Source organism: Clostridium sp. B9, assembly GCF_050509515.1.
Lineage (GTDB): Bacteria > Bacillota > Clostridia > Clostridiales > Clostridiaceae > Sarcina.
The window spans coordinates 22,424-41,011 of sequence record NZ_JBNWKA010000005.1 but is presented as its reverse complement, the minus strand read 5'-3'; the positions used below and the strand labels follow the sequence as shown (position 1 = coordinate 41,011).

The 18,588-nt window shown below is 28.5% G+C and carries 21 protein-coding genes; all 21 read left to right on the top strand.

What is annotated here, in order from left to right:
* Positions 1–181 precede the first annotated feature (181 nt).
* The 21 genes from ACQZHJ_RS18225 (at position 182) to ACQZHJ_RS18125 (ending at position 18,519) form a co-directional block, all read left to right on the top strand.
* Positions 182–3,745 (top strand): SpaA isopeptide-forming pilin-related protein, encoded by a 3,564-nt coding sequence (locus ACQZHJ_RS18225; RefSeq protein WP_430486968.1) that lies wholly within the window; start codon positions 182–184, stop codon positions 3,743–3,745.
* Between the two features lie 70 nt (positions 3,746–3,815).
* Positions 3,816–3,944: a hypothetical protein gene (locus ACQZHJ_RS18220; protein ID WP_003464377.1), complete on the top strand. Its 129-nt coding sequence runs from the start codon at positions 3,816–3,818 to the stop codon at positions 3,942–3,944.
* A gap of 15 nt (positions 3,945–3,959) precedes the next feature.
* A complete protein-coding gene (locus ACQZHJ_RS18215; RefSeq protein WP_003448999.1) occupies positions 3,960–4,217 on the top strand; it encodes a hypothetical protein in 258 nt (85 codons plus the stop codon).
* A gap of 390 nt (positions 4,218–4,607) precedes the next feature.
* A complete protein-coding gene (locus ACQZHJ_RS18210) occupies positions 4,608–5,252 on the top strand; it encodes a class D sortase (protein WP_139934371.1) in 645 nt (214 codons plus the stop codon).
* Positions 5,253–5,966: 714 nt separating this feature from the next.
* Complete coding sequence (locus ACQZHJ_RS18205; protein ID WP_243121001.1) at positions 5,967–6,269, top strand: hypothetical protein; 303 nt, start codon at positions 5,967–5,969, stop codon at positions 6,267–6,269.
* 99 nt (positions 6,270–6,368) lie between these two features.
* The gene (locus tag ACQZHJ_RS18200) at positions 6,369–6,665 is read left to right on the top strand and encodes a hypothetical protein (RefSeq protein ID WP_430486967.1); all 297 of its coding nucleotides are present in this window, start codon (positions 6,369–6,371) and stop codon (positions 6,663–6,665) included.
* Between the two features lie 3 nt (positions 6,666–6,668).
* Positions 6,669–6,887: a DUF4236 domain-containing protein gene (locus ACQZHJ_RS18195; protein ID WP_004461335.1), complete on the top strand. Its 219-nt coding sequence runs from the start codon at positions 6,669–6,671 to the stop codon at positions 6,885–6,887.
* Positions 6,888–6,950: 63 nt separating this feature from the next.
* Complete coding sequence (locus tag ACQZHJ_RS18190; protein ID WP_430486966.1) at positions 6,951–7,715, top strand: DNA adenine methylase; 765 nt, start codon at positions 6,951–6,953, stop codon at positions 7,713–7,715.
* A gap of 25 nt (positions 7,716–7,740) precedes the next feature.
* Positions 7,741–8,025: a hypothetical protein gene (locus tag ACQZHJ_RS18185; RefSeq protein WP_003448990.1), complete on the top strand. Its 285-nt coding sequence runs from the start codon at positions 7,741–7,743 to the stop codon at positions 8,023–8,025.
* A complete protein-coding gene (locus ACQZHJ_RS18180) occupies positions 8,026–8,334 on the top strand; it encodes a hypothetical protein (protein ID WP_003448996.1) in 309 nt (102 codons plus the stop codon).
* Positions 8,335–8,726: 392 nt separating this feature from the next.
* On the top strand, positions 8,727–9,527 hold the full coding sequence (gene tcpM, locus ACQZHJ_RS18175; RefSeq protein WP_003449001.1) for a MobM family relaxase TcpM: 801 nt from the start codon (positions 8,727–8,729) through the stop codon (positions 9,525–9,527).
* A 96-nt stretch (positions 9,528–9,623) separates the two neighbouring features.
* The gene (locus tag ACQZHJ_RS18170; protein ID WP_430486965.1) at positions 9,624–11,240 is read left to right on the top strand and encodes an FtsK/SpoIIIE domain-containing protein; all 1,617 of its coding nucleotides are present in this window, start codon (positions 9,624–9,626) and stop codon (positions 11,238–11,240) included.
* A gap of 47 nt (positions 11,241–11,287) precedes the next feature.
* Positions 11,288–12,124 (top strand): FtsK/SpoIIIE domain-containing protein, encoded by an 837-nt coding sequence (locus ACQZHJ_RS18165; protein WP_430486964.1) that lies wholly within the window; start codon positions 11,288–11,290, stop codon positions 12,122–12,124.
* Positions 12,125–12,135: 11 nt separating this feature from the next.
* Positions 12,136–12,726, top strand: coding sequence for a hypothetical protein (locus tag ACQZHJ_RS18160; RefSeq protein WP_430486963.1), 591 nt, complete (start codon positions 12,136–12,138; stop codon positions 12,724–12,726).
* A gap of 14 nt (positions 12,727–12,740) precedes the next feature.
* Positions 12,741–12,905: a hypothetical protein gene (locus tag ACQZHJ_RS18155; protein ID WP_003449020.1), complete on the top strand. Its 165-nt coding sequence runs from the start codon at positions 12,741–12,743 to the stop codon at positions 12,903–12,905.
* A complete protein-coding gene (locus ACQZHJ_RS18150; protein WP_430486962.1) occupies positions 12,898–13,977 on the top strand; it encodes a conjugal transfer protein in 1,080 nt (359 codons plus the stop codon). Before ACQZHJ_RS18155 ends, ACQZHJ_RS18150 begins: the two co-directional genes overlap by 8 nt.
* A gap of 11 nt (positions 13,978–13,988) precedes the next feature.
* Positions 13,989–14,336, top strand: coding sequence for a conjugal transfer membrane protein TcpD (gene tcpD, locus ACQZHJ_RS18145; protein WP_430486961.1), 348 nt, complete (start codon positions 13,989–13,991; stop codon positions 14,334–14,336).
* A gap of 12 nt (positions 14,337–14,348) precedes the next feature.
* Positions 14,349–14,717, top strand: a complete 369-nt coding sequence (locus ACQZHJ_RS18140) for a TcpE family conjugal transfer membrane protein (protein ID WP_430486960.1) — start codon at positions 14,349–14,351, stop codon at positions 14,715–14,717.
* A gap of 57 nt (positions 14,718–14,774) precedes the next feature.
* Positions 14,775–14,942 (top strand): hypothetical protein, encoded by a 168-nt coding sequence (locus ACQZHJ_RS18135; protein ID WP_198613370.1) that lies wholly within the window; start codon positions 14,775–14,777, stop codon positions 14,940–14,942.
* A gap of 50 nt (positions 14,943–14,992) precedes the next feature.
* Positions 14,993–17,515: an ATP-binding protein gene (locus ACQZHJ_RS18130; RefSeq protein ID WP_430486959.1), complete on the top strand. Its 2,523-nt coding sequence runs from the start codon at positions 14,993–14,995 to the stop codon at positions 17,513–17,515.
* Complete coding sequence (locus ACQZHJ_RS18125; RefSeq protein ID WP_430486958.1) at positions 17,515–18,519, top strand: glucosaminidase domain-containing protein; 1,005 nt, start codon at positions 17,515–17,517, stop codon at positions 18,517–18,519. Before ACQZHJ_RS18130 ends, ACQZHJ_RS18125 begins: the two co-directional genes overlap by 1 nt.
* Positions 18,520–18,588 lie beyond the last annotated feature (69 nt).

The window sequence follows — 18,588 nt, the reverse complement described above, 5'->3', positions numbered from 1 at the left end:
TCTATTTGGCATGTAAAAAATTAAATACTTAAGCAATAAACCTGCTAATAAAAAACACTTGATTTTTATTAGCAGGTTTTTAAATACAAATTTTTAGGAAGGAGAAAAGAAAATGAAGTATTTTGATACATCTTAAATTAATTTATCAAAATAAAAAATAAATAATATGGAGGAGAGAAATTTGAGGAAAAGAAAAAGATTTAGACTAATTACAACGATAACTTTAATTTTTACATTCTTATTGACTAACATCAAAGTATTTGCAGTAGAAATAAATTCTACAGACGCAGAGAGTTATCTAAATTACAATTCTCCAACTTGGGGAAAGGTTCTTCCTATAGGTAATCATAGATACTATGCTCCAGATCTAAGGACCTGTTATTGTCTAAATACAGGTGCACTGAATCCAACTGGACAAGATTACACAGAAGAAATACCAGTTGATGGAGGAATAGAAACTATTATTTATTGGGGGTACCCTGCTAAAGATGGCTCAGAATGGGGGATATCAGCTGATGAATATATATATTGTACTCAACTTGCTATTTGGGCTTATCAAAAAGAAGCTGGTTTAAGTAGGGGAATTGATAGAACAAGACTTCAAAATGGAACAGTATCTTTAAGTAGATTAAAACCAGTAATAGACTTTTTAGTAGAAAAAGGATTAAACAAAGAGTTACCAACATTCTTTGAAGTTACTCCTAGTAATATAGTTGCTCATCAAGAAGGTGATTATTTCGTTTCTGAGCCTATAAAAATAAAATCTGACTATGAGTTTAAAGATGCTAAGGTTACTATAAAAAGTTCAAGTAATCCAGGATTAAAAGATGTAGTTAAGATAAAAGATATGGATGGAGATGAAAGAAATACCTATAATTCTAACGAAAGTTTTAAAGTTTATATTCCTATAGATGCAGAAACAGGGGATATTAAGGTTGATGTTAAAGCAACTGTAGAATTACCAGCTTCTTTAGCTTATGCAACTCCAGTAGCAGGTAAACAAGACATGGCACTTGTTGATTTAAGATACCAAAATATGAATAAGGATAATGTTACTGTATCATGGACTGGTTTAAATGGAGCTATAGAGATTGTTAAAAAAGGAGACGATGGTTCTCTTTTAACTGGTGCTAAATTTGTTTTGAAAAACAAAGAAGGCAATCAAATAGCTGAAGCTACATCAGAAAATGGTAGAGTAGTATTCAATGACATTAAGCCAGGAGAGTACATCATCGAAGAAGTCGAAGCTCCACAAGGATATTTAATTACTAATCCAGTTAATATTACTGTAAAACCTAATAAAGTAACTACTGCTGAAATGGTTGATACTCAAATAAAAGGAAGAGTAGAAATAACAAAAATTGATGAAGAAACTGGCGAACCAATTTCAGGTGCTGAATTTGAGATGGTTAAGGCTGATAATAACGAAGTAGTTGAGAAAATGACTACAGGGGAAAATGGAAAGGTATTAAGTGGGTTACATCCTTTTGGAAACTACATTGTAAGAGAAACAAAAGCCCCAAGTAAATATGTGCTTAATGGTAAAGAATATCCAGTTACTATTAATGAACATATGAAAACAATAGAAATTACTCATGCTAATAGAAAAATTAAGGGTAGAGTTTCAATACACAAAATCGATGAAGAAATGCCAGAACTTAGTTTAAAAGGTGCTGTACTTGGTATTTATGATGATGCAGGTAATGAAGTTGATAGATTAACAACTGACGAAAAGGGAGCTGCAACAAGTAAGTATCTAGATTATGGTCACTATATTGGTAAAGAGCTACAAGCTCCAGAAGGATATAAATTAAGCGATAAAACTATAGACATAAACATAACTGAAGATGATAAAGTTTATTCTTATGACTTTACTAACAAAGTTATGAAAGGTCGCATTCAAATAGTTAAAGTTGATAGTGAAAACGAAGAAAAACCAGTTGCTAACGCAGGTTTTAAAGTTGTTGCAGTTAATGTTAATGGTATAGAACCAGGAACTACTGTAGATAAAGTTAAAACTGATGAAAATGGATTTGCATTTACTAAGGATCTTAGATATGGAGTGTACAAATTCATTGAAGATGAAACTCCAGAAGGATATTGGGCTAGTGATAAGGAATACACAATTAACATAAATGAAGATAATAAAGTTTATGTTAAATACGTTAAAAACGCTCCTATCCAAGCTAAGTTAAGAGTTGTTAAAGTTGACTCTAAAGACAATAAACCACTAGAAGGAGTTAAATTCCAAGTTAGAAATACTGATACTAATAAGCTTGTAGAGTTTACAAACTTTGTAGGAATAATTCCTCATAAAACAACTACTTTAACAACTGATAAGAATGGAGAAATAATAACTCCACAACACTTAGCATACGGAAATTATCAATTGGAGGAGGCAAAACCTAAGGATGGTTATATAAGCATAAAGCCAATACCTTTTAAAATAGACGAAAATGCCGCTCTAGAAGATATTAAGGACTTAGGTACTGTTTATACTATTAAGGTAGCTAACGACCGTATAACAGGCGATATGGAGCTTTTAAAGATAGATTCAGAAACAAAGAAACCTTTAGCTGATATTGAGTTTAAAGTTACAGCTTTAGATGGCCTAATGAAAGGACAAACTTGGGACTTAAAGAGTAATGACAAAGGAATAGTTAGTTTAAAAGGTTTAGAATATGGTCATTACAAAATAGAAGAAGTTAAAACACTTTGGAATTACGTTATTAACAAAGAGACTATTTTCTTCGATGTTAAAGAAAATGGTCAAGTAGTTAAGCTTGAAATGGAAAATAAAAAGATAAGAGCTAATGCAGAATTAATCAAGGTAGATTCAGAAACTAAAAGACCACTTGAAGGGGCTGAGTTTGAACTTTGGAATGGGGAAAAGCTTGTAGGAAATTACACAACTAACAAAGATGGAAAAATAGTAGTAGAAAACTTAGAAGCTGGAAATTATTATTGGCATGAAATTAAAGCTCCAGAGCATTATGAAATAAATCAAGATAAAGATTTAAGTTTTGTAATAGATAAAGACGGTGAAACTAAGACTGTAACTGCAGAAAACAAAGTTAAAACTGGAGAAGTAGACTTTACTAAAACTGATGTTACAACTGGAGAAAATATAGAAGGTGCTAAGATAGAGATAATAGGAGTAGAAGAACAAAATAAACACATAAAAATTGACTTTACTTCTAGCAAAGAAGGTAATAAATTTACTTTACCTGAAGGTAAATATGAGTTTAGAGAAACTCAACAACCGGAAGGATACGAGCTTTCTACTGAAGTTGGAACTTTTGAAATTAAGGTTGGAGAAATTATAAAGGCCAACTTAAAGAATGAAAGAACTACAGGAAAACTTATCTTTACTAAGACAGATGTTGCTACAGGAGAAGTTCTTGAAGGAGCTAAAATAAAAATTGAATGTCTTTCTGGCTTAGATAAAGGAAAGGTTATTGAGTTTATTTCTTCAAAGAATGGAAATGAGTTTGAATTAGCAGCTGGAGAATACAAAATCTCAGAAACTCAAGCTCCAGAAGGATATGAGCTTACAACTGAAACTGGAACCTTTAAAATAGGTGAACATGGGGAAGTAGTTAAGTGTAACCTAACTAACAAGAAATTTGAAATTATTAAAACAGGTTCAAGCCTAGATGTTAATGCATTAATTCCATTTGGAATTATCTTAGTAGCAGGAGGCCTAGGAGCATTAATACTTTCAAAGAAAAGAAAATTATCATAATTTTTTTAATTAAGAGAGTGCCATAAGGTACTCTCTTAAGTTTACATAAGAAAATAAGGAGATGGGATGTATGGTTATAACTATTATTTTAGGATTGATTATTATAAATATTTTTATGTATATGAGTTTATTTAAAGTGGCTAAAAAAGCCGATGAAGAACTTGAAATATTATTTAAAAAACATAATTTTCAACAATAAAAGGGAGTGAGAAAAATGAGTGAAACCTTATTATGTGAAATAGAAAAATTAGATTTAGAATTTAGTTCTTTATCAAATAGAAAATTAAATAAAAAGGACCTAGAATACAGAAAATATTTAATTTCAAAACTACAAAGATTATCGAAAGAGTATCTAAGATCTTGTGGAATAAGAAATAAATATAAACTTGAGAAGATCCTAAGAAAGTATTACTTTGAATATCATATAAAAACATATTTTAAGTTTTTTAATTTCAGTAACATAGCTGTTTAAAAATGATTTTTATTAATTTTTTTACTTTCATAGGAATTCTTTTAAGTATTTTAGGACTTTTTTTTCTTATATTAGGTTTGGATAATTATATTCCGATTGTGGCAAGGATGATGTTTTTAGGGATATTTATATTGGGAATTTTTATTATAGGCCTTTCTTCTCCTTTGGTATTAATGAGTATAAAGATACTGATATTAGAAAGTATAGGCTTATTTATATTAAATATATTTTTAATATTCATATTTTCTAGGTATGAAGTTAAAAAGAAGTTTATAAAAGTATTTTTGATAGCTTTAAGAGTTTTATTAGGTCTGTTAAATATATATTTAATTTTTTTTAGCTTAATAAATTTAATTAAAGCTTATTTTACAGTGATAGGATGTGTTTAAAATGATGAAAAAAGCCTTTATAACCTTAATCATAATTGGAATATCGTTAATAGGAACAGCTTTATTTATTGATTTTAAATCAAAGTCAATCCAGGATGATTTAGTTCAAAAATATGAAGAAAAAATGTATAGTAATTCTTCAGTAAAGTATAGTATTCCTGAAACACCTGAAAATACAGAGAAAAAAGAAGATATAAAAGATACTTTTACTCAACCTAATAACAATAAGAAAAATGAAAAAAATGATGTAATTGGGATATTAGAAATAGATAGTATAGGGGTTAAAGCTCCTATAGTTTTAGGAGAAGAAAATCTAGATTATGTAGTGGCTAAGTACAGGTCAAGTTCTGATTTTGGAGAATTAGGAAATGTAATATTAGCTGCACACAATAATATGCGTGGATCTATATTTAGAAACCTTCATAAGCTTAAAATAGGATCTACAGTAAAAATAATATCTGATAATAAGGAACTTGAATATAAAATAACAAACCGATATATCGTAGAGCCTAATGACACAAGCAAAATAAATTTTTCAAATGACAAGAAAGAAATAACTTTAATAACTTGTATTAACCATGCTAAACAAAGATTAATTTTAACTGGAGAATTAATTAATTTTAACTTGGTAATTAAAATAAAGTAGGAGGAAAAATAAATGAATGTATATAATCTTTTTTTTAATATTTTAATTTACTATATTTTAATATATTTTGCATTTATAGTTTTCAAAATTATATTTGGAAATTTTAATATAAAAGATTATTTTTTATTAAATAATTTAGAGTTTATAGTAAAAAAAATATTAAGTATTATTTTAAATTTAGTAATAGTTACTCTAGCTTTTTTGGGATTATATTATATAGCAATTGTAGATTTGGAATTTTGTTCAAATATAGTAGCATTTATACTAATTATACTTCTAATTAAATTTTCTATAGATTTTTCTTTTTATATTTCAAATAATAAGTTTATTAAATCTTTAACTGAAAAAATATTTAATAAGAATAAGAAAATTTAAATAAAGGAGAAATGCTTTAAATGTATGATTATAGTGATTTATTAAATCCGGCTAATCCATTAAGTCCATTTAATCCAAGTAATCCTGCAAATCCAATATATTAAGATTTATATGGAGATGATACTGATTTAGAAGAACATAAAAATCAAAGGGAAGAAAATAGTGGACAAACTCATCAAGAAATTAAAATGGATCATGCACTTACAAATTTTTCAGTAGTAGTTTTGAAATCGATGATGGGGATAATGTTTTTATTATTTGTATCTATAATTATTTGTACAGTTGTTAAATGGATTAGGAGGAGAAGTTAATGGTTTTTAAAGGATTTTTTTATTATCATTGATAATTTTAGTTTTAATACTTATGGGATATGCATATATTGAGGCAGAGAAAGAATTAGAGCTTTCAGTTAATGAATTTGATAAGAAATATGAATTTACATTAACTATAAAAACAAAAGACGGAAATAAGACAGAATTAAAATTATTTAGTGATTGGAAATATGAAAGTGAAGATATATTAAACTTTGTTATGAATAAAGAGCTACAAAGTATAGAGTATAAGAAGAATGGAAAGAGTATTCTAATTCCTATATCAGAAGTGAAATCTTATGAGTTTAATGTTAAAGAAAGGAGTATCTAGAATGAGTCGTTTAGAAAGGCGTGAACGAATAAGAAAAATTTTTCAGATATAAGAAAATAAAAGAGACAGAGAAAATTAATAAGTATGGAGGAGTATTAAATGAATAAGAACACTAGAAAGATAGGCGAAGTTAGAAAGAAAGTTGAAGCGATAAGAGAAGAACTAGAAAAGGATGTTCTTTTTACTGCTAAAACACAGGAGTCAAAAGAAAGAATTAATGTAATAATAAATCAAGATGCAAATGATAAAATAATGGACTTTATTTACGATAATGCAAAAGTTCTTAAAGAACAATATGGCATACAATCTAGAAATAAATTATTAGCTGCAATTATAGAATTTGAAGCAGATCATATAGAAAATATATTTGAAAAGTTAAAAAGAAAGGAGAAATAAGATATGGGATTTAGTTTAAGAAAGTCTTTTAAAGTTGGTAAAAATTCTAAAGTTAATTTATCAACTGGAGGGGGTGTGGGATTTAGTACAGGTAAAAAAGGAGCGAGAGTTTCTGTAAATAAAAATGGAGTAAACTTATATGGTGGTAAAGGTATTTTACGATTTACTAAACATATTAGTTTTAAGAAAATATTTAGTTTTTTAAACAATCTAAACAAATAAAATAATCATATAAAACGAGTTGTTCTCCAAGAACTTAAATAATGTTCAAGGGGGAATTTTTTTATGCAAAAATCAATGTTAAAACCACCAATTACAAGGCTAGGTGGTAAAAGTAAATTAAGAAAAGAAATAATAAGTATGATGCCAGATCATGTGTGTTATGTAGAACCATTCTTTGGAGCTGGGTGGGTGTATTTTGGCAAGTCTAAATCAAAAATCGAAGTTATAAATGACATTGAAAATGAAATACCAAACCTATTTAAAATTATAAAGTACCATGCTCCGGAAATGAAAAGGCTTCTGTCCTATGAAATATCCGGAAGAAGTATATTCGATGAATATAAAAATGCTACTTTGGAGCATTTAACCGATATACAAAGAGCTATAAGATTTATGTATCTTATAACTCAAAGTTTCGGTGGTCAAGGTAATCATTATGGTTATGGAACTAATACATTACCATCACAAAAAATCTTTGATTGTAACTTAGAAGAATTACAAGAAAGATTAAAAAATACCTATGTAGAAAACCTAAGTTTTGAAAAAATAATTGAAAAATATGATAGGGAATATACATTATTTTTCTTAGATCCGCCGTACTATGGTACAGCCGGATATAAAGCAGAGTTTGGAATAAAAGAGCAATTAAAACTTAGAGATATTCTTAAAAATATCAAAGGAAAGTTCATTCTAACAATCAATGATTGTGAAGAAACTAGAAGCTGGTACAAAGATTTTAATATCAAAGAAGTTGAAGTACATTATTCAGTTTCAAGGCAATCAGAAGGAAGAAAAAGAAACAAAGAGTTGATAATTACAAACTATTAAAAAGTATATGGAAGGAGATAAAATTATGGCTGCAAAGTTAGATAAAAATTTAAAGGAATTAGCACAAGATTTATTAAAATTACAAGGAGTAGAATATATAGATTGGTTAAATAAAAAGCATCAAGAAGTAATAACTAAGAATACAAAGATTATAAGAAATTGTGTTAAAAATGAAATAAAAAACTCAAATAAAAAGGATGAAGTTATAGAAGAAATTAATCAAGAAAGTAATGAAAATCTTGAAAGTTTTGAAGATGAAAATTACAATGAGGATGAAGTAGAAAGTGAACGGAAGGAGTTAATTTATTAGGTGAAAGATTTAAATTTATATGCAAAAGAATTGGTCGATGTAGTTAACTATTTAATGAAAAAAGGTTCATTTGTTTTTTCAAGAGATAGAAGATATATATACTTAAATAATGAGTTTATTAGAGATATGTTGACTAAAAGAGAATACGATACTGCAGAAAATAAATTGCATATGTGGAGAGAGTTAAAATGGCTTATAGCTGATGATGAAAAGTTAGTTAAGAGAGTAAGAATTGATGATGAAAGAGTATATGCAATAGTTATAGATTACTCTATTTTTTCATGGTTAAAAATTCAAATGGAAGTTTAAAATTTGCATTTTTTAAAACCACTTTTTACGGGGGACATTACAGGGGACAAAGCGGGGGACAATACGGGGGATATTTAAAATTTAAATATACTATAATGTCCCCTGTTGAAAGATTAGTTATTTCAAGGTTTTATTAAGAATTAGTCCCTTGTCGTATTATAGAGTATATATTATATATATAATATATACATATAATGTATTGGTCACAAATTGTGTTTTAATTTGGGACTAATATTTTTATATGTATATGTTATTATAGATAATTATATACTCTTGGGCTGGAGCGTTTAGCTCCAGTCCAAGGGGGGAATGGGGGGAAGTATTCCCCCCATAGGAAGGAGTGTAACTCCTTCCGTATAAACTCTCAATGAAAGGCAAGTGACTTTAATTAAATGAATATATTTAATTTAAAAAAAGAAATGAAAAATATTATTTATTCTGATTCTTCTTTGAGTAAAAATTCTATTAGAGATAGAAACTCTGCTCTTAATAAAATATTTGAAAATTTTAATAACCTTGATGATGTTTCTGTTATTACTAAAGATAAAATTTTAGATAACTTAAATTCAATTAAATTTAAAACTAAATTATCTGCAGGTGTTAATGCTATTAGATTTTTAAAAGAGCATAATCTTGATGTTGATTTTCCTTCTGAAGATGAACTAAAAGAGATTATTAAAAATAAAAAAAAGAATAATCGTAAACCTACTGTAGAAAAAAATTTAATTGATATTGAAAGAAAAGTTAACAGAGTTAGAAAGAAAAATTATAGATTAGCTTATAAGTTAATGTTAGAGTCGGGACTTCGTGTTCACGAGGTTGCAGCTCTAAAGAAAGATGATTTTTCTTTTGATAAAAACTTAATAACTATTAATCTTAGAGAAGCAAAAGGAAATAAACTTTGTTCTATTGAACTTGAAAATAAATATTTATCTAAAAATATTAGTGAGTTTATTGACACTAAGAATGAAGATGAAAGAGTATTTCCACATATGCGTTACTTACAAGAACAAGCAACTAAAATGGGAATACAATGTCATGATCTGCGAAGGGGTTTTGCTAAAAGAACTTACAAGGAAGAATTAAAAAATGATATTCCTAAAAGTGAAGCTTTAGATAAAACTAGAGTTAAATTAAGACATACTAGAAGTGATACTACTGAAATTTATTTAAGAAGTAAAATTAATGTTTAATCAAAAAGTTTTATTTTTAATTAAGTAAGTTAGTAAATAAGAGTGCTATTAATAGTGCTCTATTTTTATACAAATTTTTAGAAAGGAGTTGTTACTTTGAGCGATAATTCAACTAAAGTGTTAGAAGATTTTCTAAATGAAATCTTTATGATTATTAGAGATATATCAAAAGAGCTATTTAAAGTAATAGTTATTTTATTTAAAAGTGCAGGTATTGGATTTAAAAAGTCTTGGAAAAATAAAAAGCTTTTTATTGGTCTTATACCTTCTTTTTTAATTCCCATAGTTGCAAGAGTAAATGTAGATTTTTTTCTTGTAGATAGAAAATTTTACTTTAAAATAATTTATTTTCTTTTATGGTTTTCTCCAGTTTATTATTTTGCTCTTGTATCTTGTTTTAAAAGTAAATCTGAAAAAGAGAATGATAAATTCAAAGAAGCTTTTGAGGATTTAGGATTTAAAGGGTCAGATTCAAAACTACCTATCTTGAAATCTCATACTCAAGATAAAGAAACAAAAATTGATGAAAGAGTTTTTGAGTCTAAAATTCCAATAGAAGTTTGGAGACATAATATTCCTCAAATACAAGCTGCAGTTAATATTTCTATTATTTCAATAAAGCAAGGAAAGAGTAAACAAATAGTTATTATGAAATCAATGAGTGGTTCTCTTGAAATTGAGGAAAAAATTCCGTGGAGTGATGAGTATATAGAACCACAAGAAGGTGTTGTTTGCATTGGAGAGTCTGAAACTCAAAAGATAAAAATTGATTTAAATAAAAGTCCACATTTATTATCTGCAGGTGAAACAGGATCAGGTAAATCTGTAATTGTTAGATGTATTCTTTGGCAACTTATAAGCCAAGGAGCAATAGCCTATATGGTCGATTTTAAAGGAGGAGTGGAATTTGGTTTACAGTATGAAAAAATAGGTCAAGTAATAACTGAAGTTGATGAAGCAGAAGCTCTTTTTGCTTTTCTTGTTGAAGAAAATTCTAGACGTTTAAAGTTGTTAAGAGAAAATCAAGTTAAAAACATCGCTGAATATAATGCAAAGTGTTCAGGAAGTTTAAGAAGAATTGTTGTTGTAATTGATGAACTTGCAGAGCTTATGGATAAGACCGGAGTAGATGAAGAAAAGAAAGAAAAATTAACAAAAATAGAAGGATATTTATCTACTTTAGCTCGTCTATCTAGAGCTACAGGTATAAATCTATTAATTGCTACTCAAAGACCAGATGCAAAAGTAATTACAGGACAAATTAAGAATAATGTTCCTGTTAGAATATGTGGTCGTTTTGCAGATGCAAAGGCATCTGAAATTGTATTAAGTAATACTAAAGCTAAGGATTTAGATCCAATAAAGGGACGCTTCTTATTTAAACTTGGAGCCGATACAATTGAATTTCAAGCTTATTATTTTGATGATGATAAACATTTTATTCCTAGTAAGATTTTTAAAGTTAGAGAAGCTTTTAAGGATAATGAAAATAAAAATAATCTAATTGATGAAGGTTCAAATGAAAATAAAACCATAGAGAATAATGCTAAAGAAATTATAAATTTAGTTAAAGAAAAAGTAGAAGTTAATAATGAGGAAAAGAAAACTGAAGTTAACATTATCAAAGAAGATGTTGAAATTAAAAATGATGAGATAAGTGAAAAAAGCAAAGGTGAAAAATTTAATAATATAGGGAAATTTGATTATAAATAGTGAGGAAAATAATTATAAAAGAAAATTTATGATAGGAGGATAGAGATATGTTTTTCAAAAGAAATAAAAACAATGAAAATAGAGTTTATGGATTAGTAAATAATATACCAGAGAGAGTAAATTGGTGTAATGATTATTTAGAAAAAGAAGATGGTATTTTAAATTTAGGTGTAACAGAGAAAAATGAAGTTGTAAAAGTTGATTTAAATAAAACACCACATATCTTAATAGCAGGTGGTGAGGGCGTTGGAAAATCTGTAGCTTTGGCATGTATGATTTGGCAATTAAAAAATCAAGGGGCTGAGATAAATATAATTGGGTTAACCTATGCTTTTAGTGTAGAACTTACAAACTTTGAAAAATTTACGAATATCGTAAGAGATATTGATAGTGCAGATAAATTGTTACAAGCGATAATTTATGAGCATACTAGAAGACTTAATCTTTTAAGAAAAGAAAGAGTTGGAAATTTCAATGACTATAACAATAAAATATGCGAAAGTAATAAGTTGCCTAGAATAGTAGTTGTTATAGATGAAATTAATGAAATTTTATATAAAGAGAATTTATCAGCCGATGACATAGAGAAAGTAAATAGAATAGAACATAATTTAAATACGCTAGCTCGTTTAGCAAGACCAACAGGAATTAATATATTAAGTGCTACTGAGAGACCAGAAATTAGAATTTTAAGGAATCAATTAATAAATAATATTCCTGTTAGAATTTATGGTAGCCGTATTGAAGGTAAATTTTCAGAATTAGTTGTAGGAAATGAAATTATTAGAAAAATAGGACACATAACAGGGAGATTTGTAGTTACTATAGGCTGTGAGTTTAAGGAGACTCAGTTTTATTATTTCAACGAAGAAGAGTATTTATAGGAGGTAGCAGTATGAAAGAGCTTTTAATTATGGGTGATGTATCAAAAGATTTTAAAAGATTAGGTGTAAAGCTTAATCAAACTTATAGTGGACCTGAATATGGTGTATGTGAGGTTACTGAAGAAGAGTTTAGAATATTATGTGATGAACCAGATATAAAAGGTACATGGGTAAAAGGTGGATGGAGATATTGCAAAGGAAGTAATCAAGAGAAGCCATGTCAAAAAGTTTTAATTAATAATAAACATATTATTGCTTGGTATGATGATTCATTAGATTTTGATAGTGAAGAAGAAAGATTGGCATATATAGAAGATAATGGTGGAGTAATGCCATTAGAAAAATTTGATGATTTATTAACTTATTTTGTAATAGAGATGGGTGTTTCTCAACCTAAGAATATATGTGCTTTAAGTGTAGATTTAGCAAAATACAATAATATAAAACTTAGTGAGTTATTTAATATATATCAAGGTGGTCTTGAAGAAATAAAAACAGATGATATCTTTATAGGTCAAAATCCAACTTTTAAAGTTGATATTGAAGATAATATTGATAATCTACTTCAAGGAACTTTAGGTGAGGGAAAAACTTATAATTAAAGGGTGTGACGAAAATGAAAAATAGTGCAATAGAAAATTTTGAAAAGGCATTAGCAGAGCTTTGTCGTTCTGCAAGAAAAGAAAATTTAAATGTAAATCTTGATGTTTACAAAGATAAAGAAAAGAAAAAGAATTACTATGGCATAGTAATTAGAGATAGGAGTGAGGATTGTGTTTAGAAAGAATAAAGAGAATACTAAGCCTAAAAAAGAGAAGAAAGAAAAAAAGTCTTTCTTTAAGAAAAAAGATAAACTTAACATGGATCTTGAGGATTCAGTTGCTAATTTAGATAAGCAGGTTAATGGTGTTAAGGAGAAAAAATTAGTAAGTGTAATGCCATTTAGAATAGCAAGAGCTTTTATATGGGTTCTTATAGGTATTCTTTGTTTTAGGGGTGGAGTTTCCGTATTTAAAGGTAATCAATCGGAAACCTTAAAAAAAGAAAATGAAAAGATATTAAATAATATGGAGAAGCAAAGTTCACTTGAAACTCAAGCCTTTTCTTTTGCTGAAGAATTTGCTTGGGATTATTTTTCTAGATATCCAATTAATACACAAGATTTTATAAATAGAATAACAAAGTACACTACAGAGCAACTGGCAAATGAGATGAATAATGGAACTTATTCAGATGTCATTTATACTAGTGCTTTTTATTTTGAAAAATATTCTGAAAATCAAGTTAACGTAAGTGTTAAAGCTAGAGTAAGAGTTTATACACCTAAAGCTGGCCAAGAGCAAACTCCACAGGACCAACTTCAGTATGATACTAATTTAGTTGATTATTATTTAGAAGTTCCTATAGTTTTCGATAAAGATATGAATATGGCCGTGGATGCATTACCAGTAATGACAGCTCCACCAGAGAAAGCTTATTTCAAAAATAAAGAGTTCTCCGGAACTAGCGAAAATGATGCTGATAAAACTAAAAAGATTACAGATAGTGTATCTCAATTCTTTAAGGCATATTACGAGCAAAATCAAACACAAATAGATTATTTCTTAGTTGATGGAGCAGATATTAAGGGAGCAGGTCAAAAGTTCTCTTTCAATAAAATCGATAGAATAAATATTTATAAGCTTAGTGATAAAGAATTCTTGGCAATTGTAGACTTAAATATAGATTCCTTTGGAAATTCAATAAAACAAGGATTTAACCTTACTGTAGTTCAAGAAGGAGACAAGTTCTTAGTTAAAACTTTAGAGCCAAGAACTTCAAATATAGATTTAAATAATAAGAGCAATAATTAGGAGGATTTATTATGAAAAATTTTAAGAATTTAAAAGAGAAAGCAGCAGAGAAAGTAAAATTACACAAGCTAAGAATACAAGGATTTTTTGTAGCATTAATAGCTTTTATGACAACCTATAACACTTATGCATATGCTAGTATAGATGGAGGAAATATAAAAAATAATGTAATAAACAATATTTTATTACCTATATCCTTTGTTGTAGTTGGATTTCTTTTAATAAAAGAGCTTGTTAAAAAGAGTATTGCAGGTATAGTAGTTGTTCTAGTTGTAGGTGGATTGGTAATTGTAGTTATTGCTCAACCAGATATAATAAAAATAATTGGTGAGTGGGTTAGAACAATATTTGGTTTTTAGAAGGAGATTTTTATGGAAGAAGAAAGAAAAATTTTAAGAAGCTATAATAAGCTTAAGAACTTTGAAATTAAAATTTATAGACTAGGAAATACTACAATACCCTTTCCAGTTCCTATAACAACTACAGTTTATTTCGTTGTGGCATTAATAATAATTGCTATTATAGATGCTACAATTGGGATACACATAAATTTTATATATAAATATGTGGCATTACCTTTAGGTATAGCTTATATAGCTAAAAATAAAAAAATAGATGGAAAACCACTGCATAAGTATTTACTAAGACTTATACAGTTTCAAAATATCAAGAAATCTAAAATAGAAAGATTTAAGATTCGAGAAAATTTAGAAGATTTTAGATTTATAGAAAGATTTTAGGTTGACTATAAAATCATAAAATTTTATATTGAAAATATATAATTTTGAGGTGGTTTTATGGAAAATAAATTTAAAGATTTTTTTGATGAGGAAATAATTACAATAAGTAAATCAGACGCTATTAAAAGATTAGCGAGAAGATTTAAAGTTGATAATTTAGAAGCTCAAAAAATATATAATGAGTGGAGAAGAAATTGGTGTAATGTAACACAAAAAGAGAGTTAGTTTTTACTAACTCTCTTTATTTTATTCCAAGTTTGAAAGGAGTATTTAATATGAAAAGTAACAAATTTAATTTTCCTATAAATTTTGTTAAGGAAAATTTGATTTTTAATAATAAAGTTTGCTATGCAGGATTTAAACTTAATGGATTTGAATATAGTTCTTGTAATAATAGTGAAAAAATTAGGATATTAGATAGTTTAACCGAACTTATAAAAGAAATACCTAGTGAAGCTCAAATTTTATTAATTCCAAGAGCGGTGGATTGTGAGAGATCCATAAGACCTATGATAAATAAAATTCAGGAAGATGATCCTTTGAAAGAAGTTTCAACAATTTTAGCTGAGAAAACTATAGAAATTTTAGAAGAAAGAGCTGAGGATAGATATATATTTAATCCTGTTACTGAAGAAAATGAATTCATTGCTGGAGATAAAACATTAGAATATGACACATATATGTTTATTTCCCTTCTAAAAGGCGATGACAAGGATTTTATTTCTAAAGGAGGGGAAAAGTTCGAGTATATGATAAAAAGCCCTAAAAAGGCTTTAAATGAGTTTTTAGGCATATCTCAGAAAACTATATCTGAAAGAGACTTTAGAATTTATAAGAAAAAGTCTACAGAATTTTTAGAAATACAATCTATGAGATTTGATATACGCCCTTTAAGAAAAAGTGAAATAGATAGTTTAAGTGCCAGGGTTACTAAACGTGGTCATCAATCAGCGGATGAGCTTGTTAAGTGGAGTGATAACTGCTTAGAAGTAGAGCAAGATGAGGAAAAAGTTATTATTCCTTTAAGAAATGCCTATAAAAATAGAGTTACGGGCCTCATAGAGCAAGGGGATAAAATATTAAAAATACAAAATGATGGATTTACAAGTTATCAGACTTTCTTGGCCATAAATAATATTCCAAGTATGGAGTTTCCAGGGGTTGAGTATATAAAGTTAATCCAGGATATGAATATTGGTGCAGAGATCTGCATCCACATAAAAAAGTTTTCTGCGGAAGAAAGTAAAAGTAAGATAAAAAATAAAGCTGCTAAGATAAATGCACAGGTAAATGAAGCACTTCAAGGAGGACATATACCATCCGATGAAGAATACGAAGCGAAGGCGGCCGCAGAGTCGTTAGAAAAGGAAGTAAAGAGAAATAAACATATAATCGAAACAAGTATAAGTATTTGTTTAGCTTCCACAAAGGAGAAAATAGTTAGAAATAATACAAAAGTCCTTATGGAATATTTCAATAAATCCTTAAAATTTGAGCTTATAAATCCATATACAGATCAATATAGAATTTTCTTAGATTTTATACCTGCGAACTCTAATTATAATAGAGACTTCATACAGTTAGTTCCAATGGAAACATTAGCGGGGGGAGTATTCGGAGCTAGTGACCATTTAGGAGATAGCATAGGAGCCTATATAGGCTACACAGTAAATGGTAATAGAAAGGTTTATTTATACATGGGAAGAGCTACAAAGTTAAATAAATCACCTGCTATGGGGATATACGGTAACTTAGGTGAAGGAAAATCTTTTAATGCTAACCTAATTGTAGTTTTACACGTGCTTTTCGGTAGCTCCGCATTAATTTTCGACCCTAAAAGTGAAAGGTCACATTGGGCTGCTAAACTAGATTTCATGGGAGATTTAATAAGTATAGTTAGATTAACACCTAACGATGAAGATAAGGGTAAACTAGATCCATTTAATCTTTACAATGATAATATAGACGAAGCTTGTGACCTAGCTTTTAATATAATAGTTGAGATTGTAAATACAAGTGAAGAAGAAAAAATAATTTTAAAAGAGACATTAAAACAAATAAGAGAAGAAGAAAAGCCTTCAATGAAAAGATTGATTGAAAAGATTAATGATGTACCAGATAGTGATGCTTATAAAAAAGATGCCGAGCGTTTGGTAAGAAAACTAAATGCATCAAAGGATGTAGGTTTATCTAAACTTATTTTTGGAGATGGTACTGAAAAAGCTATTAATCTAGACAATAGATTAAATATTCTTCAGATAGATAATCTAACAATTCCAGATCAAGGTACAAAGAAAGAAGAATACTCTGAAGAAGAGAAATTAAGTTCTTGTTTAATGATGCTTATGGGAAGTTTTACGAAGAAATTTGCAATGAAAAAAAGAAATACCTTCGACTTAATACTATTTGATGAAAGTTGGTTTTTGAAAAATTCTGCTGCAGGTAGAAAATTATATGACTTTTTAGCAAGACAGGGAAGATCCTTAAATGTTGGATGTATATTTAACGGGCATTCAGTCCTTGACATTCCAACAGAAGAAATTAAAAATACTATAACATACAAGTTATGTTTTAAAACTAATAATAGAGATGAAGCAAAGAGAATGCTTGAATTTATGAATAAAAGTGTTACTGAAGAAAATATTAAAATGCTTATGGAATTAGAAAATAGGCAAGCTGTTTTCCAAGACTTAGATGGAAGGGTTGGAGTAATAGAATTTGATGCTGTTTTTGAACAGTTTATAGAGTGTTTTAGCACAACACCAGAAGATACCTTAAACTATGAGGATGTTTCTTAATGAAAAAGCTTTTTATATGGAGTGGAATAATATCTTTGATATTTCCACTTCTATTTTTTTTCTTAATTATAGGGGGAAGTGGTGAACAGCCAACTCCAGTAAATCCTAATCCTAATTTAACGGAAGAGCAGCTTAATTTTATAAGTCAGATTGTTTCCGGAGCGAAGCAATCCTATGAAGAAACAGGAATATTTCCATCAATAACCCTGGCACAAGCTATATTAGAAAGTGGTTGGGGAAGGTCTGGGTTGGCCATAAAAGCTAATAATTTATTTGGTATAAAAGCTGACTCTGGATGGAAGGGGAAAGTTTTAGAAATGCCAACTCAGGAGCATGTTAATGGTGGAATAATAACTATTATAGCAAGATGGAGAGTTTATGAAAGTTGGAATGAATCTGTAATAGATCATGGTAAATTCTTTGTAGAAAATTCTAGATATAAAGAAAATGGGGTCCTGGATGCAAAAAATTATGTAGAGCAAGCTCAGTGCATACAAAAAGCGGGTTATGCAACAGATCCAAACTATGCAAACCAATTAATCCAGGTAATAAATGATTTTGGACTAAATCTTTACGATGTGAACGGAGATGTTGTAGGGAATGATGTTATAGAAAAAGCAATAGAAGCTGGAATGAAGTGGGTTGGTAAATCTCCATATGTTTGGGGAGGCGGTCGTAACCAAGCTGACGTTGATGCAGGACGATTTGATTGTAGTTCTCTAGTGCATTATTGTTATGCATCTGCAGGAATACAGTTAGGGCCAAGAGAAAGTGTAACAACATGGTCCTTAATAAACATGGGTAAACCTGTACCTGCAAGTGAAATGAAGCGTGGAGACTTAATATTCTTCGATACTGCTGGAAGGAACGGCCATATTGGAATCTACCTTGGAAATGGAAAATTCTTGAATGACAGTTCTACCCAAGGAGTAAGTATTGGAGATCTAAATAGTGCTTATTGGAGCAGATATTTTAACGGAAATGTAAGAAGAGTCGTAGAATAAAAATTCGGCTTTAAGAAGAAAAGTACCTAGATAATTATCAATATTTTTAAAAATATCCAGGTACTTTTT